The organism is Burkholderia sp. Ac-20392, from assembly GCF_017104585.1.
In the GTDB taxonomy this organism is placed as follows: domain Bacteria; phylum Pseudomonadota; class Gammaproteobacteria; order Burkholderiales; family Burkholderiaceae; genus Burkholderia; species Burkholderia lata.
The window spans coordinates 1-14,922 of record NZ_JAAGPB010000197.1; the positions used below are offsets into that span (position 1 = coordinate 1).

General features: G+C 65.1%; 12 protein-coding genes and 1 pseudogene. 8 read left to right on the top strand and 5 right to left on the bottom strand.

Going from position 1 to position 14,922, the window contains the following annotated elements:
* Positions 1 to 122 precede the first annotated feature (122 nt).
* From G3N99_RS20970 to G3N99_RS20985, 4 genes and pseudogenes are all read right to left on the bottom strand, one after another.
* A pseudogene (locus tag G3N99_RS20970) lies at positions 123 to 593 on the bottom strand (chemotaxis protein CheA); the annotation flags it as partial.
* A 44-nt stretch (positions 594 to 637) separates the two neighbouring features.
* On the bottom strand, positions 638 to 919 hold the full coding sequence (locus tag G3N99_RS20975) for a hypothetical protein (protein ID WP_174937041.1): 282 nt from the start codon (positions 917 to 919) through the stop codon (positions 638 to 640).
* A 74-nt stretch (positions 920 to 993) separates the two neighbouring features.
* Entirely contained in the window at positions 994 to 1,584 is a 591-nt protein-coding gene (locus G3N99_RS20980) for a hypothetical protein (protein WP_174937039.1), read from the bottom strand.
* A 111-nt stretch (positions 1,585 to 1,695) separates the two neighbouring features.
* Positions 1,696 to 2,019 carry a hypothetical protein gene (locus G3N99_RS20985; protein WP_174937037.1) on the bottom strand — a complete coding sequence of 108 codons (324 nt, stop codon included), beginning with the start codon at positions 2,017 to 2,019 and terminating at the stop codon, positions 1,696 to 1,698.
* 1,691 nt (positions 2,020 to 3,710) lie between these two features.
* Here G3N99_RS20985 and G3N99_RS20990 point away from each other — a divergent pair.
* Genes G3N99_RS20990 through G3N99_RS21010 form a run of 5 tightly spaced genes read left to right on the top strand, consistent with a single transcriptional unit; the run spans position 3,711 to position 10,218 of the window.
* Positions 3,711 to 4,115, top strand: coding sequence for a hypothetical protein (locus G3N99_RS20990; protein WP_241011768.1), 405 nt, complete (start codon positions 3,711 to 3,713; stop codon positions 4,113 to 4,115).
* Entirely contained in the window at positions 4,108 to 5,115 is a 1,008-nt protein-coding gene (locus tag G3N99_RS20995; RefSeq protein ID WP_206123370.1) for a UDP-glucuronic acid decarboxylase family protein, read from the top strand. The genes G3N99_RS20990 and G3N99_RS20995 overlap by 8 nt, the downstream gene beginning before the upstream one ends.
* Positions 5,112 to 6,101, top strand: coding sequence for a UDP-glucose 4-epimerase GalE (galE, locus tag G3N99_RS21000; RefSeq protein WP_206123371.1), 990 nt, complete (start codon positions 5,112 to 5,114; stop codon positions 6,099 to 6,101). Before G3N99_RS20995 ends, galE begins: the two co-directional genes overlap by 4 nt.
* Positions 6,102 to 6,136: 35 nt before the next feature.
* Positions 6,137 to 7,540, top strand: coding sequence for a UDP-glucose/GDP-mannose dehydrogenase family protein (locus G3N99_RS21005; protein ID WP_174986335.1), 1,404 nt, complete (start codon positions 6,137 to 6,139; stop codon positions 7,538 to 7,540).
* A 26-nt stretch (positions 7,541 to 7,566) separates the two neighbouring features.
* Positions 7,567 to 10,218: a glycosyltransferase family 2 protein gene (locus tag G3N99_RS21010; protein ID WP_174937029.1), complete on the top strand. Its 2,652-nt coding sequence runs from the start codon at positions 7,567 to 7,569 to the stop codon at positions 10,216 to 10,218.
* A 37-nt stretch (positions 10,219 to 10,255) separates the two neighbouring features.
* Here the strand turns inward: G3N99_RS21010 and G3N99_RS21015 are convergent, their stop codons facing one another.
* Complete coding sequence (locus G3N99_RS21015) at positions 10,256 to 11,179, bottom strand: AraC family transcriptional regulator (RefSeq protein ID WP_174945622.1); 924 nt, start codon at positions 11,177 to 11,179, stop codon at positions 10,256 to 10,258.
* Positions 11,180 to 11,360: 181 nt separating this feature from the next.
* Between G3N99_RS21015 and G3N99_RS21020 the strand changes: the two genes are divergently transcribed.
* The 3 genes from G3N99_RS21020 (at position 11,361) to G3N99_RS21030 (ending at position 14,893) form a co-directional block, all read left to right on the top strand.
* Complete coding sequence (locus G3N99_RS21020; protein WP_011354470.1) at positions 11,361 to 11,822, top strand: (2Fe-2S)-binding protein; 462 nt, start codon at positions 11,361 to 11,363, stop codon at positions 11,820 to 11,822.
* 2 nt (positions 11,823 to 11,824) lie between these two features.
* Entirely contained in the window at positions 11,825 to 14,035 is a 2,211-nt protein-coding gene (locus tag G3N99_RS21025) for a xanthine dehydrogenase family protein molybdopterin-binding subunit (RefSeq protein WP_206123372.1), read from the top strand.
* Positions 14,036 to 14,494: 459 nt separating this feature from the next.
* Complete coding sequence (locus G3N99_RS21030) at positions 14,495 to 14,893, top strand: winged helix-turn-helix domain-containing protein (RefSeq protein ID WP_206123373.1); 399 nt, start codon at positions 14,495 to 14,497, stop codon at positions 14,891 to 14,893.
* The last annotated feature ends 29 nt before the right edge of the window (positions 14,894 to 14,922 follow it).

The window sequence follows — 14,922 nt, forward strand, 5'->3', positions numbered from 1 at the left end:
ACGGTTATCAGCCACTACACGCGTAGCCCGGTAGCCCAGACGCCAGTACAGTTCGACAACTCGTCGAAGCTCGCTACGACGCAGTTCGTTCAACGCGCGCTCGGGAATATCTCCGGATTTGCGGCGCCGAACCCCGGGAACGACACGCCGACGCTCACCGAACCCATACAGGTATCGGACAGCGTGGTCGTGAGGCCCGGCGCCTGGATCGCGGGGTTGGTCTTGATCGTCTGCGTACCCGAGTAATTGACGTTTTCCGCTGACTGGGTGTTGTACGGGTTGGTGCCGGGCGCACCGGATGACTGCAGCGACTGCGGCGTCACGTTCGTTCCGCCGCTCGTGCTGGACGGCATCGTCACGTTCACGTTCACGCTCGAATTGCCGCTGCTGCGAACCCCGCTGGAGCTGGTAGCGTTGCCGCCGCGCGAACTCGTGGTGTTCGTGTTCATGCTCGAGCCGCCACCCTGGCTGACTGCCGTCGACGACGTCGAGGATTGTGCGCTCGAGGTCGAATCCGCGGTTTGCGCCTGGGCGCCGATCGTGGTCATCGCGAACATCGCTGCGCATGCCACCTTGATCCTGTTGCTGTTCATTTCACTCTCCGGACGAGGTTTGACCTCCCACCCAGGCAACCGTACTAATTCCCCTGATTCCCTTCAGCTTTGCCTGCTTCCCCGAACTGCTTCCAGCCGTTACCCAGCTGGGACCATGAGCCGCCCGACATGCCCTGCCACTGCTGGGCGTCTGGTCCGCCGATGGCACTGCCCGAAGAAAGCGTTTGTTGTTCTGACGGTTTGGTTGTCTGGTCAGGGTTGTTTGACGTCTGCAAATTCGATTGCACGTCGTTGGCAATACGGTCAGCGCCATACGCCGTCAGAGACGCGAGCATCAGAGCGGCGGCAATCAGTTTCTGCTTCATGCCAACTCCTTACGTGACAACAATGTGGGGAAAAGAGACCAGCGTCGCTGGGAAACTGGTCCCCCCACACCTGACTAATGACTGCTTCCGGTCGCACTTGCACTGCCCTGGCTTCCGCCCGATGCGGACGGCGAACCGGCCGGACCGGTACTCCAAACGGTCGACGAGTTGTAGTGATTCGAACCCGTGATCGCGCCTGACCCACCACTGCCGGTCAGCCCAGCGGCACCCGCGTTGGCAACGCCCTGGTCGTTCGCACTCGAAGCCGTGTAGTGATTGGCACCAAGGACGATCGTGGCACTCACCCCGCCCGACAGCGCATTCGCGTTCTCGTTCGTGCTGCTGTTTCCACCGTACGAGCCTGCGGCACCGATACCGCCGCCTGCCGCGAACGCGCCCCCGTTCGTGCCCGAACCGCTGGCCGTCGAAGTCGTGTTGTGGAAGGCGGATGCCGTGCCGGCGGAACCAGCGGGTGTCACCGTACTGCCCGCGTTCGCGCCCGCCGTCGAAGTCGAATTGCTGGTATAGCTGCCGGAGCCGACCAGGACCGAACCGGAAACACCCGCCGCAACGGATTGCGTCTGGTTGGTCGTAGAGGAACCTGCTGCCAATGCAGCCGACGATAAGACGGTGAGCGCTGTCGCGAAAATGACTTTGGCTTTCATAGCAATTCCTTGCTGTGAGTAAGTTCGGCGGTGGCGGAGCCGGGTCAACCCCCATCGAGCGGAACCCGGCATCCGTACCGCCAGCCAATGACGAACGCTACGCGTCGCGGCTTAGTGGTGCGTCGTCCAGCCGATCGAACCGGCATTTGCACCGCTGCTGCCACCTGCTTGCGAGCCGCCGAAGCCGAAGCCACCAACGGTCGACGTTTGGGTATGGTTCGTGTACGAGATCGAACCGCTGCCCGGGCCGCCTGCAACTGCGCCGGCGGCACCGAGTGCCGAGCCGGAATCGGTTGCGGAGAAATGGCCGAAGCCAGCAACCCCTGCCATCGTTTGGCCGCCGCTCGACGAGCTGCTGCTCGACACCGTGCCGCTGCCAGCGAACGCTGCACCCGAAACCGCCAGAACTGCTGCTGCAATCAGAAGCTTCTTCATGGTCGACTCCAAAACGGCGTGGACGGAGTGAGTCAGGAAGATCGCACGCCATCAACCTTCCTGACTTGAGCAATCCTCTAAATTAAGGATCACTATTTAATTAAAAAAATCCTGATGCCTTTTCAATTCAATTTTTTGCGATTTTGGCCAGACGAAGCTTAGTCTCGCAATTTTTAGTTATCCAAACTTTTTTTGTAGGTGTTTTCTATTATTTTTATGAACATTTGCCATAAACCGAAAACACCAGTACCTGATAAACCGGAACGATGCACACACCTTTCCGGCTTTCGATATTCGACACCCCGCCGGACGGCATGCCATTAATCGACATCCCATTTCCGGAATCGAAAATTATCGAATACATTAACCACCGCAAAATGCGGCACCGTTGAAAATACGCCCTTTACCCGAGCGACAACGGGCCTGCATTGCAGCCAGGTGGCATGTCTTCTCCCTGAGCTATCGAAGAAAGTCTTCCGGATAATCCGGCCGACGGGCGTTCGATCTAATCCGGCCGGCGCCGGCATGGGCCAGGCGCGATCGAAGCGACCCTGCACGGCCGAAGACGAATCGGCATCACGCTGTCCGGCACGAACAGCCTGATCCATCCGGGAGAACTGAATGAAAGCGAGCACCGCTGTCGCCCGACTGCCGTGCGGCGCGACAACCGCGCCAGCACGCGAAGCGCGCGGCGGGCAAGAAACCGGGACAGAGCAACCCGCGAAGCTGGCACAGCGTCGCGAGCGTCACCCCGGCCTTTCCGACTACCCCATTGGCGCGTAAAGTACGCGCCGATCAAGCTACTGCTTATGGTCTTCATCGCCGTTTCCCCGACTGCTTATTGACGAGTTGGTCGCCCCACCTCTTCGTTACTTCGTGTCGACCGCCCGCCGGTGCGTCCAATACCGCAAGCAGCGTGCCACGTGATATTCCACCGCATATTGCGCTCGGCAAACGGCCGCCACGGCGGCACGCAGCGCCCGGAACGACATTTTTTGTTTCAGGAATGTATCGCAATAACAGTTTGACACCCTCGGCGATCGTTGAGCGCCGCGACGCAATCGCCGGATTAGACGGACGAATCCGGCCCGCGGGCCCGTGCCGGACGGCCAGATGAACGAGTGTTTCAAACTTGAGAAGCGCACGGTCGCGCAAGGCAGGCGGCGCGGGCATTTCCGCTTGCAAACCGGGGGGCGCAGCATGTGCGGCCCCGTCCCGCGCCATCACAAACGAGAATCGATACGCGCGACGCCGGGCGCCGAGAGCCCGACCCGGCAACCTTCGGCGAGTCTTCGACACGCGTTTCCTCCGACGACCCGGACGAATTTGATTCATTCGTGAAAATACCGACAGGATCACACCCCGCTCGAGCGTCGAAATGGGCCGTAAAAATGAAAATTTTCGTGTCGGCGTAATAATTAAAACAAATGAAAACTCGCCCCCCTGGCACCGCACATCAATTTCTTCACTTTCATTCGCCACCCCTTTCACGAACCGAATCGCCCGATTCGCAGTGCACGAGGGAAACGTTTTTAACCCGTTATCCGCACATTTCTCATTGATGAAACATTCACGCTTCACACCTGTTTGACGAAGCCATTCCCGCAAAAGCCTGATTTATCGCGCATTTCGTCGTATCGAATTGCTTCGGCCCGGCAATTGGCTCGCGCGCTTTTCTGTCCCCACGATACATGCATGAAACAGAAGCGCGCATATCGCGCGGCAATTTCGGCGCCGCTCCCGTGCGCATCGTGACGGCATCGTTCATGGCATGCCGATTGCCTGATCTTCGGCTCTCACCGAGCGGCACGCCGAGGCACAAGATCACGAACGGCGGCCTGCTCGTCAATCAGCGTATCGGGGAAAAGTCGATGAAGATCACCACCGATCGATCGGCGCGTGCGTCGTTCAAGCATCAACGGGGTAGTCAGCGAAACCGGAGCGCCTGTCGCGGCGCTTCGTCGACATCAGCCCATGCGAACCGGCGCCTGCCGAAACGCTACCCGTGCAGCGGGATGGAACGCGTGCGCGCCGCCGTCGAGCAAATCGACGTGTGGTTCCTCGAGATGACCGACGAAGGGGAAAGCCATGAATGACAGGGTCGCGCTCGAGACGCGCGCCGGTCAGCGCGTCCTGGTGACGGGCGGCGCCGGCTTTCTCGGCAGCTACGTCTGCGAACGCCTGGTCATGGAAGGCGCATCCGTCACGTGCATCGACAGCCTGCTGACGGGTCGCAAGCTCAACGTCGCCGACCTGAAAGCGTCCGGCCGCTTCGAGTTCGTGAAGGGCGACGTATCGCTCGGCCTGCCGCAACTGCAGGTGGACGAGATCTGGAATCTCGCGTGCGCGGCATCGCCGCCCACCTACCAGATCGATCCCGTCCATACGATGATGACCAACGTGCTCGGCATGAACCATTGCCTCGCACTCGCGCGCAAGACGGGCGCACGCGTGTTCCAGGCGTCGACCAGCGAGATCTACGGCGACCCGGACGTGCATCCGCAGACGGAAACCTATCGCGGCAACGTGAACACGATCGGCCCGCGCGCATGCTACGACGAAGGCAAGCGCGCGGCCGAGGCGCTGTGCTACGACTACTACCGCACGCACGGCATCGACGTGCGTGTCGCGCGCATCTTCAACACCTACGGCCCGCGGATGTCGCCGCGCGACGGCCGCGTCGTGTCGAACTTCATCGTCGGCGCACTCAACGGCGCGCCGCTCGAGATCTACGGCGACGGCAAGCAGACGCGCTCGTTCTGCTTCGCCAGCGACCTGATCGACGGCTTCTTCTGCCTGATGAGCGCCGAGCGCAACGTCGGCGCGCCGGTCAACATCGGCAACCCCGGCGAATTCACGATGATCGAGCTCGCGCAAAAAGTGCTCGCGATGACGGGCTCGAAATCGGAGATCGTGTTCCGGCCGCTGCCGATCGACGATCCGCACCAGCGCAAGCCCGACATCTCGGTCGCGTCGACCGAGCTCGGCTGGCGGCCGGGCATCGATCTCGACGAAGGCCTGCGCCGGACCGTCGACTATTTCAGCCGTGAACTGTGGCTCGAGCCGGTGCTGCGCCTGACCGGGGCCACGACATGAAAGTGCTCGTGACCGGCGGAGCGGGCTATATCGGCAGCCATACCTGCAAGGCACTCGCGGCAGCGGGACACGAACCGGTCGCCTACGACAACCTGTCGACCGGCCATCGCGACGCGGTGCGATGGGGGCCGCTCGTCGCGGCCGACATTCTCGACCGCGACGCGCTGTCGAAGGCGTTCGCCGCGCATCGGCCCGACGTCGTGATCCATTTCGCCGCACTCGCCTACGTCGGCGATTCGGTGCTCGCGCCCGACCGCTATTACACGGTCAACGTCACGGGCACCTGCACGCTGCTGAGCGCGATGCACACGGCGGGCGTCGGCCGGATCGTGATGTCGTCGTCGTGCGCGACCTACGGCATTCCGGACGGGCTGCCGATCTCGGAGCGCACGCCGCAGCGGCCGATCAATCCGTACGGCTTCACGAAGTACGCAATGGAACGGATGGCCGCCGATTTCGAGCGCGCATACGGACTGAAGTGGGTCGCGCTGCGCTACTTCAACGCGGCCGGTGCGGACCCTGACGGCGAGATCGGCGAATGCCACGCACCGGAAACGCATGCGCTGCCGCTCGCGATTCGCGCGGCACTCGGCACCGGCCATGCGTTCCGGGTGATGGGCACCGACTACCCGACGCCCGACGGCTCGGCGATTCGCGACTACGTGCACGTGAGCGACCTCGCCGACGCGCACCTGAAAGCGACCGCCTATCTGTGCGGCGGCGGCCACAGCGTCGCACTGAATCTCGGCACCGGCAAAGGCACGTCGGTGCTCGACGCACTGCGCGCCGTCGAAACCGTGACGGGTCGCCGCGTGCCGACGGTAACGGCCGCGCGCCGCCCGGGCGACCCGCCCGAGCTGTACGCCGACGCCACGAAAGCCGCGCTCGTGCTCGGCTGGCGGCCGCGTTTCACCGCGATCGAACCGATGGTCGAACACGCCGCGGCGTGGTTTCAGAAAGAACTGCAATTCGAATCCGGCAAGTAAGCAAGTTTCCTTGAACGCCACGCAGGGGAATCACCATGAAGGTACGGATCGCCATCGTCGGCACGGGCTACGTCGGGCTGGTCAGCGGCGCGTGCTTTGCGGATCTCGGGCATGACGTCGTCTGCATCGACAACAATCGCGGCAAGATCGACGCGCTGAACGAAGGCCACATGCCGATCTACGAACCGGGCCTGGACGCTGTCGTCGCACGCACCGTCGAACGCGGCACGCTGCGCTTCAGCAGCGACCTCGCGGCGAGCGTGCGCGATCGCGACGCGGTATTCATCGCGGTCGGCACGCCGACGCTGCCCGGCACCGACCAGGCGGACCTGCAGTACGTCGAGGCGGCCGCGCGCGAAATCGCGTCGAACCTGACCGGTTTCGCGGTCGTCGTCACGAAGTCGACGGTGCCGGTCGGCACCAACCGGATCGTCAAGCAGATCGTCGAACGCTGCGCGCCGGACGGCATCGACGCGGCGATCGCATCGAATCCGGAATTCCTGCGCGAAGGCTCGGCGATCGACGATTTCATGCACCCTGACCGTGTCGTGTTCGGCGCCGAGCATCCGCGTGCGATCGAGATCATGAAGGCCATCTATGCGCCGCTGGAAGCGATGGGCCATCTCGTGCTGGCCACCGAGATCGAAACGGCCGAACTCGTGAAATACGCGGCAAACGCGTTCCTCGCCGTGAAGATCAGCTACATCAACGAGATCTCGGACCTGTGCGAAGCCGTCGGCGCCGATGTCGAACTGGTCGCGAACGGCATGGGCCTCGACCGCCGCATCGGCGCATCGTTCCTGAAGGCCGGCCCCGGCTGGGGCGGTTCGTGCTTTCCGAAGGACACGCGCGCACTGAAGGCGACGGCTTCCGAACACGCGGTGCCGCTGCGCATCGTCAGCGCGGCGATCGAATCGAATGCGCTGCGCAAGGAGCAGATCCTGCGCCGCATCGAGAAGGCCTGCGGCGGCTCGATCAAGGACAAGCGCATCGCGGTGCTCGGCCTCACGTTCAAAGGCCAGACCGACGACGTGCGCGAAAGCCCGAGCATCGACGTGATCCAGCTGCTCGTCGGCGCGGGCGCGCATATCCGTGCGTACGACCCGGCGCGTCCGCACGAAGCGTCGCGGCTGCTGCCGCAGGTGTTCATGGAGGGCTCCGCGATCGACGCGGTGCGCAGCGCGGACGCCGTCGTCGTGATGACCGAATGGAAGGCGTTCGAGGCGCTCGATCTCGCCGACCTCGCGGATCACATGGCCGATCCCGTGATGCTCGACATGCGCAACCTGTTCAGCGAACGGCTCGCAGTCGACAGCGGCTTTCGCCGCTACGAACGCGTGGGCCGCTCGTGCGGCGAACGCACGCCGGCCAACCCGGCACCGGAACAACAGCAAGCCAGTGAGGACACCCGGCCGCCACGCGGCCTGCTTCAAGACTGATGATCTGACCTTGACGGGAGAACACCATGAAGAAGCTGGTTGCGTCGCTTGCCGGCGGCCTTGCGCCGGACACCGCCGACACCACCGACGCCGAAGCGGATCGCACCGCCTCGATGGACGCAGACGTCCCGCTCCTCGTCCCGTTGATGGACAGCGGGACCCGGATCGTCTTCCACATCCTCGCGCTGTGCTGGTTCGCCGCGCTGGGCATCTTCTGGCGCTGGTGGCTGCGCGACGAGCACTATGTCGATGCGTTCCGCTTCGGCGTCAACTGCTTCGTGCTGTTCTGGACCACCTTCATTCCCGGCTACTTCATCTTCATCATCCGCTCGGCGGTCGTGCCGAATCCCGCGCTGCCGGTGCCGCGCGACTGGCGCGTCGCGATGGTCGTCACCAAGGCGCCGTCCGAACCGTTCGCCATCGTCCGCACGACGCTGCTCGCGATGCTCGACCAGACCTACCCGCACGATACGTGGCTCGCCGATGAGGACCCGTCGCCCGAGACGCTCGACTGGTGCCGCGAGCACGGCGTATTCGTGTCGACGCGGCGCGGCATTGCCGCGTACCACCGGACGAGCTGGCCGCGACGGACCAAGTGCAAGGAAGGCAATCTCGCGTACTTCTACGACATGTACGGCTACGACAACTACGATTTCGTGTCGCAGCTCGACGCCGACCACGTGCCGACCCGCACCTATCTCGAGGAGATGCTGCGACCGTTCGTCGATCCGGAAGTCGGCTACGTGTCGGCGCCGAGCATCTGCGACAGCAACGCAGCTGGGAGCTGGAGCGCACGCGGACGCGTGAACGTCGAGGGGCCGTTGCACGGCACGATGCAGGCCGGCTATGCGGGCGGCCTCGCGCCGCTGTGCATCGGCTCGCACTATGCGGTGCGCTGCCGCGCACTGCGCGAGATCGGCGGGCTCGGGCCCGAGCTCGCCGAGGATCACTCGACGACGATGATCTTCAATTCGAAGGGCTGGCGCGGCATGCATGCGCTGAACGCGATCGCGAACGGCGAAGGGCCGCGCACGTTCGGCGATCTGGCCACGCAGGAATTCCAGTGGTCCAAGAGCGTGATGATCATCATGCTGCGCTACACGCGCCACTATTTCATGGGGCTGCCGCTAAAGCTGAAGGCGCAGTTCCTGTTCTGCCAGCTGTGGTACCCGCTGTGCGCGCTCGCGATGGCCGGCAGTGTCGTGATTCCGGTCGTCGCGCTGCTCACCGGCCGCGTGTGGGCGCACGTCGACTACCTCACGTACCTCACTTACGCGCTGCCGCTGACCGTGCTGATCCTGTGCGTCGTGACCTGGGCCACGCATTCGACCCAGTCGTGCCGCCCGCTGAATACGAAGCTGCTGTCGTGGGAAGGACTGTCGTTCGTGTTCGCGCGCTGGCCGTGGGTCGTGCTCGGCTGCGCGTCGGCGGTGTTCGACTGCGTGCGCGGCAAGGAATTTCCGTTCAAGGTCACGCCGAAGGGCGGCACGATCGAACAGGACGCGCCACTGCGCGTGGTCGCCCCGTATCTGCTGATCTCGCTGTTCTGCAGCCTGCCCGTCGTCACGGTCGAGAATCCGCGCAACGCCGCCGGCTTCTATCTGTTCTCGACGCTGACGAGCATCCTGTATTTCGTGATCGCGGCCGTCGTCGCGGTGAATCACGGCAGGGAGCAAGGGCTCGGGTGGTCGGCGTTCAGGCAGATGTTCTTCAGCCGCCTGCCCGTGCGCAACGCGCTGTTCGTGATCGCGCTCGCGATGCTGTTGTCGGGTATCGGGCTGCGCGCGCCGAAAGGCTGGCAGGCAATGATGTGGCGCTCGGGTTTGCCGGCCGTGGTCGCACCCGTGCCAGGCGAACCGGTGAAGCAGCCCGAACTCGGCGCCTACGATCCCGAGCAGACGCTCGCGGCCGATCGGGATCTCGCGTTCGACCATGTGTTCGTGTCGTGGAACGCGCCCGACGTCCGCGCGGAAATCGACGATGCGTACCGGAGCGCGCAGGCGCGCAACCGCTCGCTGATGCTGACCATCGAGCCCTGGGCCGCGGGTGACACGCGGCAAGGCGCACTGCTCGAGGATATCGCGCACGGGCGCTACGACACGCGGATCGCGGCAACCTGCTCGGCGCTCGCCGCATTGAAGGGCCCCGTGTTCGTGCGCTGGGGCCACGAGATGGAGGCCGACACCGGACGCTACCCGTGGGCCATCGGCGATGCATCGGCCTACGTGGATGCGTACCGGCGGGTCGTGACCACCTGCCGCACGATGACCGACCAGATCCGCTTCGTGTGGTCGCCGGCCGGCAACCGGAACCTCGACGACTATTTCCCGGGCCGCAGCTATGTGGACGACGTCGGCCTGTCCGTGTTCGACTGCCCGCGCTGCGCGATCTGGCCGGCCGGCGGCCACGCGTCCGCCGCGAGCATCCTGCGGACCAAATACGAGCGGGTGACCGACTACGGGCTGCCGGTGATGGTCACGGAGCTCGGCATCGACGGGTCGAATTCGCGCAAGCGCGAGGAACTCGACGAATTCCAGCGGTCGCTGTGGCGCTATCCGCTGCTGAAGGCCGTGGTGTATTTCAACGCGGTCGATACGCCCGGCGCGTGGCCGGCGCATTACGTGCCGGACTGGCGGATCGCGCCGGCGTTCCTGCAGACGACGGTGGTCGCCAGGTGAAATGACCGACGACCGACGGCGCGACGGCGGTGCGCCGTCAGCCGAGCAGTTCCTTCTTGCGCAACTGCACGACGTCGCGCATCGGCGGCGCGCCGAACAGCCGGCTGTATTCGCGGCTGAACTGCGACGCGCTTTCGTAGCCGACGACGGCGGCCACCGACCCGACATCGCCGCCCTGTCGCAGCAGCAACCGTCGCGCCTCGTGCAGCCGCAACTGCTTCTGGTACTGCAACGGGCTCAGCGTCGTCACGTGCTTGAAATGATGGTGCAGCGACGACACGCTCATGTTGACCGCCTGCGCGAGCGACTCGACGCGCATCGGCTCCGCGAAGTGATCGCGGATCCATTCGATCGCGCGTGCGATCCGGTGCGTCTGGCTGCCCGCGATCGCCATGTGCCGCAGCCGCGTGCCCTGCCCGCTCGTCATCAGCCGGTACAGCAATTCCTTTTCGATCAACGGCGCGACGACCGGAATGTCGGCCGGCGTATCGAGCAGCCGCATCAGCCGCAGCGCGGCATCGAGCAGCGGCGGCGTCAGCTCGGCGAGCGCGATCCCCTCGCCTTCCGGGCCCGCATCGGGTTCGGGCAGCCGCATCTCGGCCGCGAGCTCGACGATGCGCTGCGGATCGAGCGTCAGCGACAGGCACAGGTACGGCGCGTCCGGCGACGCGCGGGTCACGCGCGACAGGATTGGCAAGTCGATCGATGTAATCAGGCAATTGTGCGCGTCGTACTCGTAAGCCTGGCCGGCCACGATCACGCGCTTCGCGCCCTGTGCGGCAATCACGAGTGCGGCCCGCGACACGCCGCAGCCCATATCGACCGGCCGCGAGTGCCGGTGCAGCATCAAACCCGGCACGGCCGTCGATTGCGAGCCGTCCGCCGGTGCGAAACGGCTGATCAGCATCGCCAGCTCGCGCCGCCCGGATTCGCGCGACGCCACGATATCGGTCAAGTCCATGACGCTTCCTCGATAGATTTCCTCATGTCGCGGGAGCATAGCGAAACCACCCGTGACCTGCCGGGGATTTGCAGGATTGTTCAATAAATTTGCAGGATTGGGTAGACGCAAAAATCGGCTGCTCGCGCACACTGCCCGCTAACCGGGCGCATGCCGGGTTTTCCCCACGGAGACAATCAAAATGCCTACCTCGTTTGTCCTGAACGGCAAGAACGTCACGCTCGACGCCGATCCGTCGATGCCCGTCCTCTGGGCGATTCGCGAACACGCGGGACTGACCGGCACGAAGTTCGGCTGCGGCATGGCGCAGTGCGGCGCGTGCACCGTGCATCTCGAAGGCCAGGCCGTCCGCTCGTGCGTGCTGCCGCTCGCCGGCATCGCGGGCAAGCACATCACGACGATCGAAGGCCTGCAGAGCAAGCCCGCGCACGCCGTGCAGGCCGCCTGGGTCAAGCTGCAGGTGCCGCAGTGCGGCTACTGCCAGTCCGGCCAGATCATGTCGGCCACCGCGCTGCTCGAACAAAACCCGAAGCCGACCGACGCGGACATCGACGCCGCGATGAACGGCAACCTGTGCCGCTGTGCGACCTACGCCCGGATTCGGGCAGCGATCCACGACGCGGCCGCGACGCTGGGAGCCTGACCATGACGATCGAACTCGACAACACCGGTTCGGTGCGTCCGTCGCGCCGCACGTTCCTCAAGGCCGCCGGCGCCGCGGCCGCCGTCAGCCTGACCATCGGCTTCGAATGGGCCGGCCTCGGCCGTCGCGCGCTGGCGGCGACCACACCCGCCGCCGACTTCGCGCCGAATGCGTTCCTGCGCATCACGCCCGACGGCGCCGTCACGGTCATCGCGAAGCACGTCGAGCTGGGCCAGGGCGCGTATACGGGCATCGCGACGATCGTCGCCGAGGAGCTCGACGCCGACTGGTCGCACGTGCGCGTCGAAAGCGCGCCCGCCGATGCGAAACGCTACGCGAACCTCGCGTTCGGCACGATGCAGGGTACGGGCGGCAGCTCGGCCATGTCGAACTCGTGGCAGCAACTGCGCGAAGCGGGCGGCAAGGCCCGCGCGATGCTGGTATCGGCCGCGGCGGCCCGCTGGAAAGTGCCGGCGAGCGAGCTGACGACGGCCAATGGCGTCGTCACGCATGCAAAGAGCGGCAAGACGGCCGCGTACGGCACGCTCGTCGCCGATGCGTCGAAGCTGCCGGTGCCCGACAAGGTCACGCTGAAGCAGCCGGCCGATTTCAAGCTGATCGGTCACCGGATTCCGCGCGTCGACGCGTCGGCGAAATCGAACGGCACCGCGCATTTCACGCTCGACACCACCTTCCCCGGCATGCGCGTCGCGTTGCTGCAGCGCCCGCCGCGCTTCGGCGCGAAGGTGAAGTCGTTCGACGCGACGGCGGCCAAGGCCGTGCCGGGTGTCGTGTCGGTCGTGCAGGTGCCCGGTGGCGTCGCGGTCGTCGGGACCGGCTTCTGGGCCGCGAAACAGGGCCGCGACGCGCTGAAGGTCGAATGGGACGAAGCGAACGCCGAAAAGCGCGGCTCGGACGAGATCATGCGCGAATACCGGCAACTCGCCGACAAGCCGGGCACGTCGGCACGCAAGGACGGCGACGCCGATGCGGCGATCACGGGTGCGGCGCGCAAGATCAGCGCGACGTACGAATTCCCGTATCTCGCGCACGCGCCGATGGAGCCGCTTGACGCGGTCGTCAAGCTGACGGCGAACAGCTGCGAGATCTGGGCCGGCGACCAGTTCCAGACGGTCGACCAGGCCAACGCGGCAACGACGGCGGGCCTGACGCCCGAGCAGGTGCAGATCCACACGCTGTACGCAGGCGGCAGCTTCGGCCGGCGCGCGAATGCGTGGTCGGACTACGTGGTCGAGGCCGTGTCGATCGCGAAGGCGCTCGGCGCGGACGGCAAGCCCGTCAAGCTGCAGTGGACCCGTGAGGACGACATCCAGGGCGGCTTCTACCGGCCGATGTACTTCCACAAGCTCGACGCGGGGCTGACCGCGGACGGCAAGCTGGTCGGCTGGCGCCACCGGATCGTCGGCCAGTCGATCCTCGCCGGCACGCCGTTCGAGGCGTTCATGGTGAAGAACGGCGTGGACGCCACCTCGGTCGAGGGGGCGGCGAACCTGCCGTACGCGGTGCCGAACGTGTCGGTCGAGCTCACCACCACCAAGGTCGGCCTGCCCGTGCTGTGGTGGCGCGTGGTCGGCAGCTCGCACACGGCCTACGCGGTCGAGGCGTTCATCGACGAAGCCGCGCACACGGCGGGCAAGGATCCGTACGCGTTCCGCCGCGACCTGCTCGCGAAGGAGCCGCGCATGCGCGCGGTGCTGGACCTGGCCGCGCAGAAGGCCGGCTGGGATCCGGCCAAGCCGCTGCCGAAGGGCCGCGGGCGCGGGATCGCGGTCGCCGAGGCGTTCAAGAGCTATGTCGCGCAGGTGGCCGAGGTATCGGTCGACGCGGACGGCAAGGTGAAGGTCGAGCGCGTGGTGTGCGCGGTCGATTGCGGGATCGCGATCAATCCCGACATCGTCGCCGCGCAGATGGAGGGCGGCATCGGCTTCGGGCTCGGCGCGGTGATGCACAGCGCGATCACGCTGAAGGATGGCCAGGTCGAACAGCGCAACTTCGACGGCTACCACGTGCTGCGGATGGCCGAGATGCCGAAGGTCGAGGTGCATATCGTGCCGTCGGCCGAAGCACCGACCGGGGTCGGCGAGCCGGGCGTCGCGCCGGTCGGGCCGGCTGTCGCGAACGCGATCTTCGCGGCGACGGGCAAGCGGCATTACGTGCTGCCGTTCGATTCGGCGGATAGCGCGAAGGCTTGATGAAGGGCCGGAACGCCGGCCGCGGGGCGGAAACGCCTTGCGGCCGGCGTTTTTTCTGGATGCGGCCGATGTAGCGTTCGATGCCGGCAAAAATCGCCTGTAACACCTTGATCCGTATAGAGAACCCGTCGATTCCCGCAGGATTCGATGTCGGGTTCGCCATTCGGCCGCGGCGACGCTCCGCCGGCCGCCACTCCCCGCCCCGCCCCGCCCCCGCACGTTACGTCGGACGTAACGCCCGTAACGTCGCCCGCCGATGCTACGTAACAATCCTTCACCGTTGCCCCGGCCCCTTTTTTATCCGACCCGCGCCTCTCGTTAAAAATTCTTTTAAATTCAAGGCTGCCGCGCCGCCCGCAGCGGTGCCGTCCGCTGTCGATCCCTGACGATGCAGTCCCTGGCCCGGAAGTTGCAGCATAGGTCTCGCAAACACTCCTTTATGGACATGCGAGGGCCACCATGGATTGCAAATACCTGTACATCGACAACATAAAAATCAACTTCGTGCGCCGCACGATCGAAATCGACCACAAGATCATTGAAGTCACGCCGCGCGAATTCGACGTCGTCGAATTCCTGCTCGACAACATGAACAAGATCGTGCCGCGGCAGGCAATCCAGGAAGCCGTGTGGGGCCGTGAACTCGGCGTGTCGTCGCGCACGCTCGACACCCATATCTCGCGTATCCGTTCGAAGCTGCAACTCGATCACGACAAGAACCTGCGCATCATCCCGATTTACGCGGTCGGCTATCGCCTGGTGCTGTTCGGTGCGGCGATGACGCACGTCGAGCGCCACGAAGCCGCGCCGATCCTGCGCGTCGCACCGCAGGCCGTGATGGCCGCCGACTACGCCTGACGATTCGCCCGCGCGCCGCCTGCTCGCGG

Excerpts from the sequence above, each read along its gene's own strand:
- G3N99_RS20975 (WP_174937041.1), bottom strand. The coding sequence starts at position 919 with ATGAAGCAGAAACTGATTGCCGCCGCTCTGATGCTCGCGTCTCTGACG.
- G3N99_RS20980 (WP_174937039.1), bottom strand. The coding sequence starts at position 1,584 with ATGAAAGCCAAAGTCATTTTCGCGACAGCGCTCACCGTCTTATCGTCG.
- G3N99_RS20985 (WP_174937037.1), bottom strand. The coding sequence starts at position 2,019 with ATGAAGAAGCTTCTGATTGCAGCAGCAGTTCTGGCGGTTTCGGGTGCA.
- G3N99_RS20990 (WP_241011768.1), top strand. The coding sequence starts at position 3,711 with ATGCATGAAACAGAAGCGCGCATATCGCGCGGCAATTTCGGCGCCGCT.
- G3N99_RS20995 (WP_206123370.1), top strand. The coding sequence starts at position 4,108 with ATGAATGACAGGGTCGCGCTCGAGACGCGCGCCGGTCAGCGCGTCCTG.
- galE (WP_206123371.1), top strand. The coding sequence starts at position 5,112 with ATGAAAGTGCTCGTGACCGGCGGAGCGGGCTATATCGGCAGCCATACC.
- G3N99_RS21005 (WP_174986335.1), top strand. The coding sequence starts at position 6,137 with ATGAAGGTACGGATCGCCATCGTCGGCACGGGCTACGTCGGGCTGGTC.
- G3N99_RS21010 (WP_174937029.1), top strand. The coding sequence starts at position 7,567 with ATGAAGAAGCTGGTTGCGTCGCTTGCCGGCGGCCTTGCGCCGGACACC.
- G3N99_RS21015 (WP_174945622.1), bottom strand. The coding sequence starts at position 11,179 with ATGGACTTGACCGATATCGTGGCGTCGCGCGAATCCGGGCGGCGCGAG.
- G3N99_RS21020 (WP_011354470.1), top strand. The coding sequence starts at position 11,361 with ATGCCTACCTCGTTTGTCCTGAACGGCAAGAACGTCACGCTCGACGCC.
- G3N99_RS21025 (WP_206123372.1), top strand. The coding sequence starts at position 11,825 with ATGACGATCGAACTCGACAACACCGGTTCGGTGCGTCCGTCGCGCCGC.
- G3N99_RS21030 (WP_206123373.1), top strand. The coding sequence starts at position 14,495 with ATGGATTGCAAATACCTGTACATCGACAACATAAAAATCAACTTCGTG.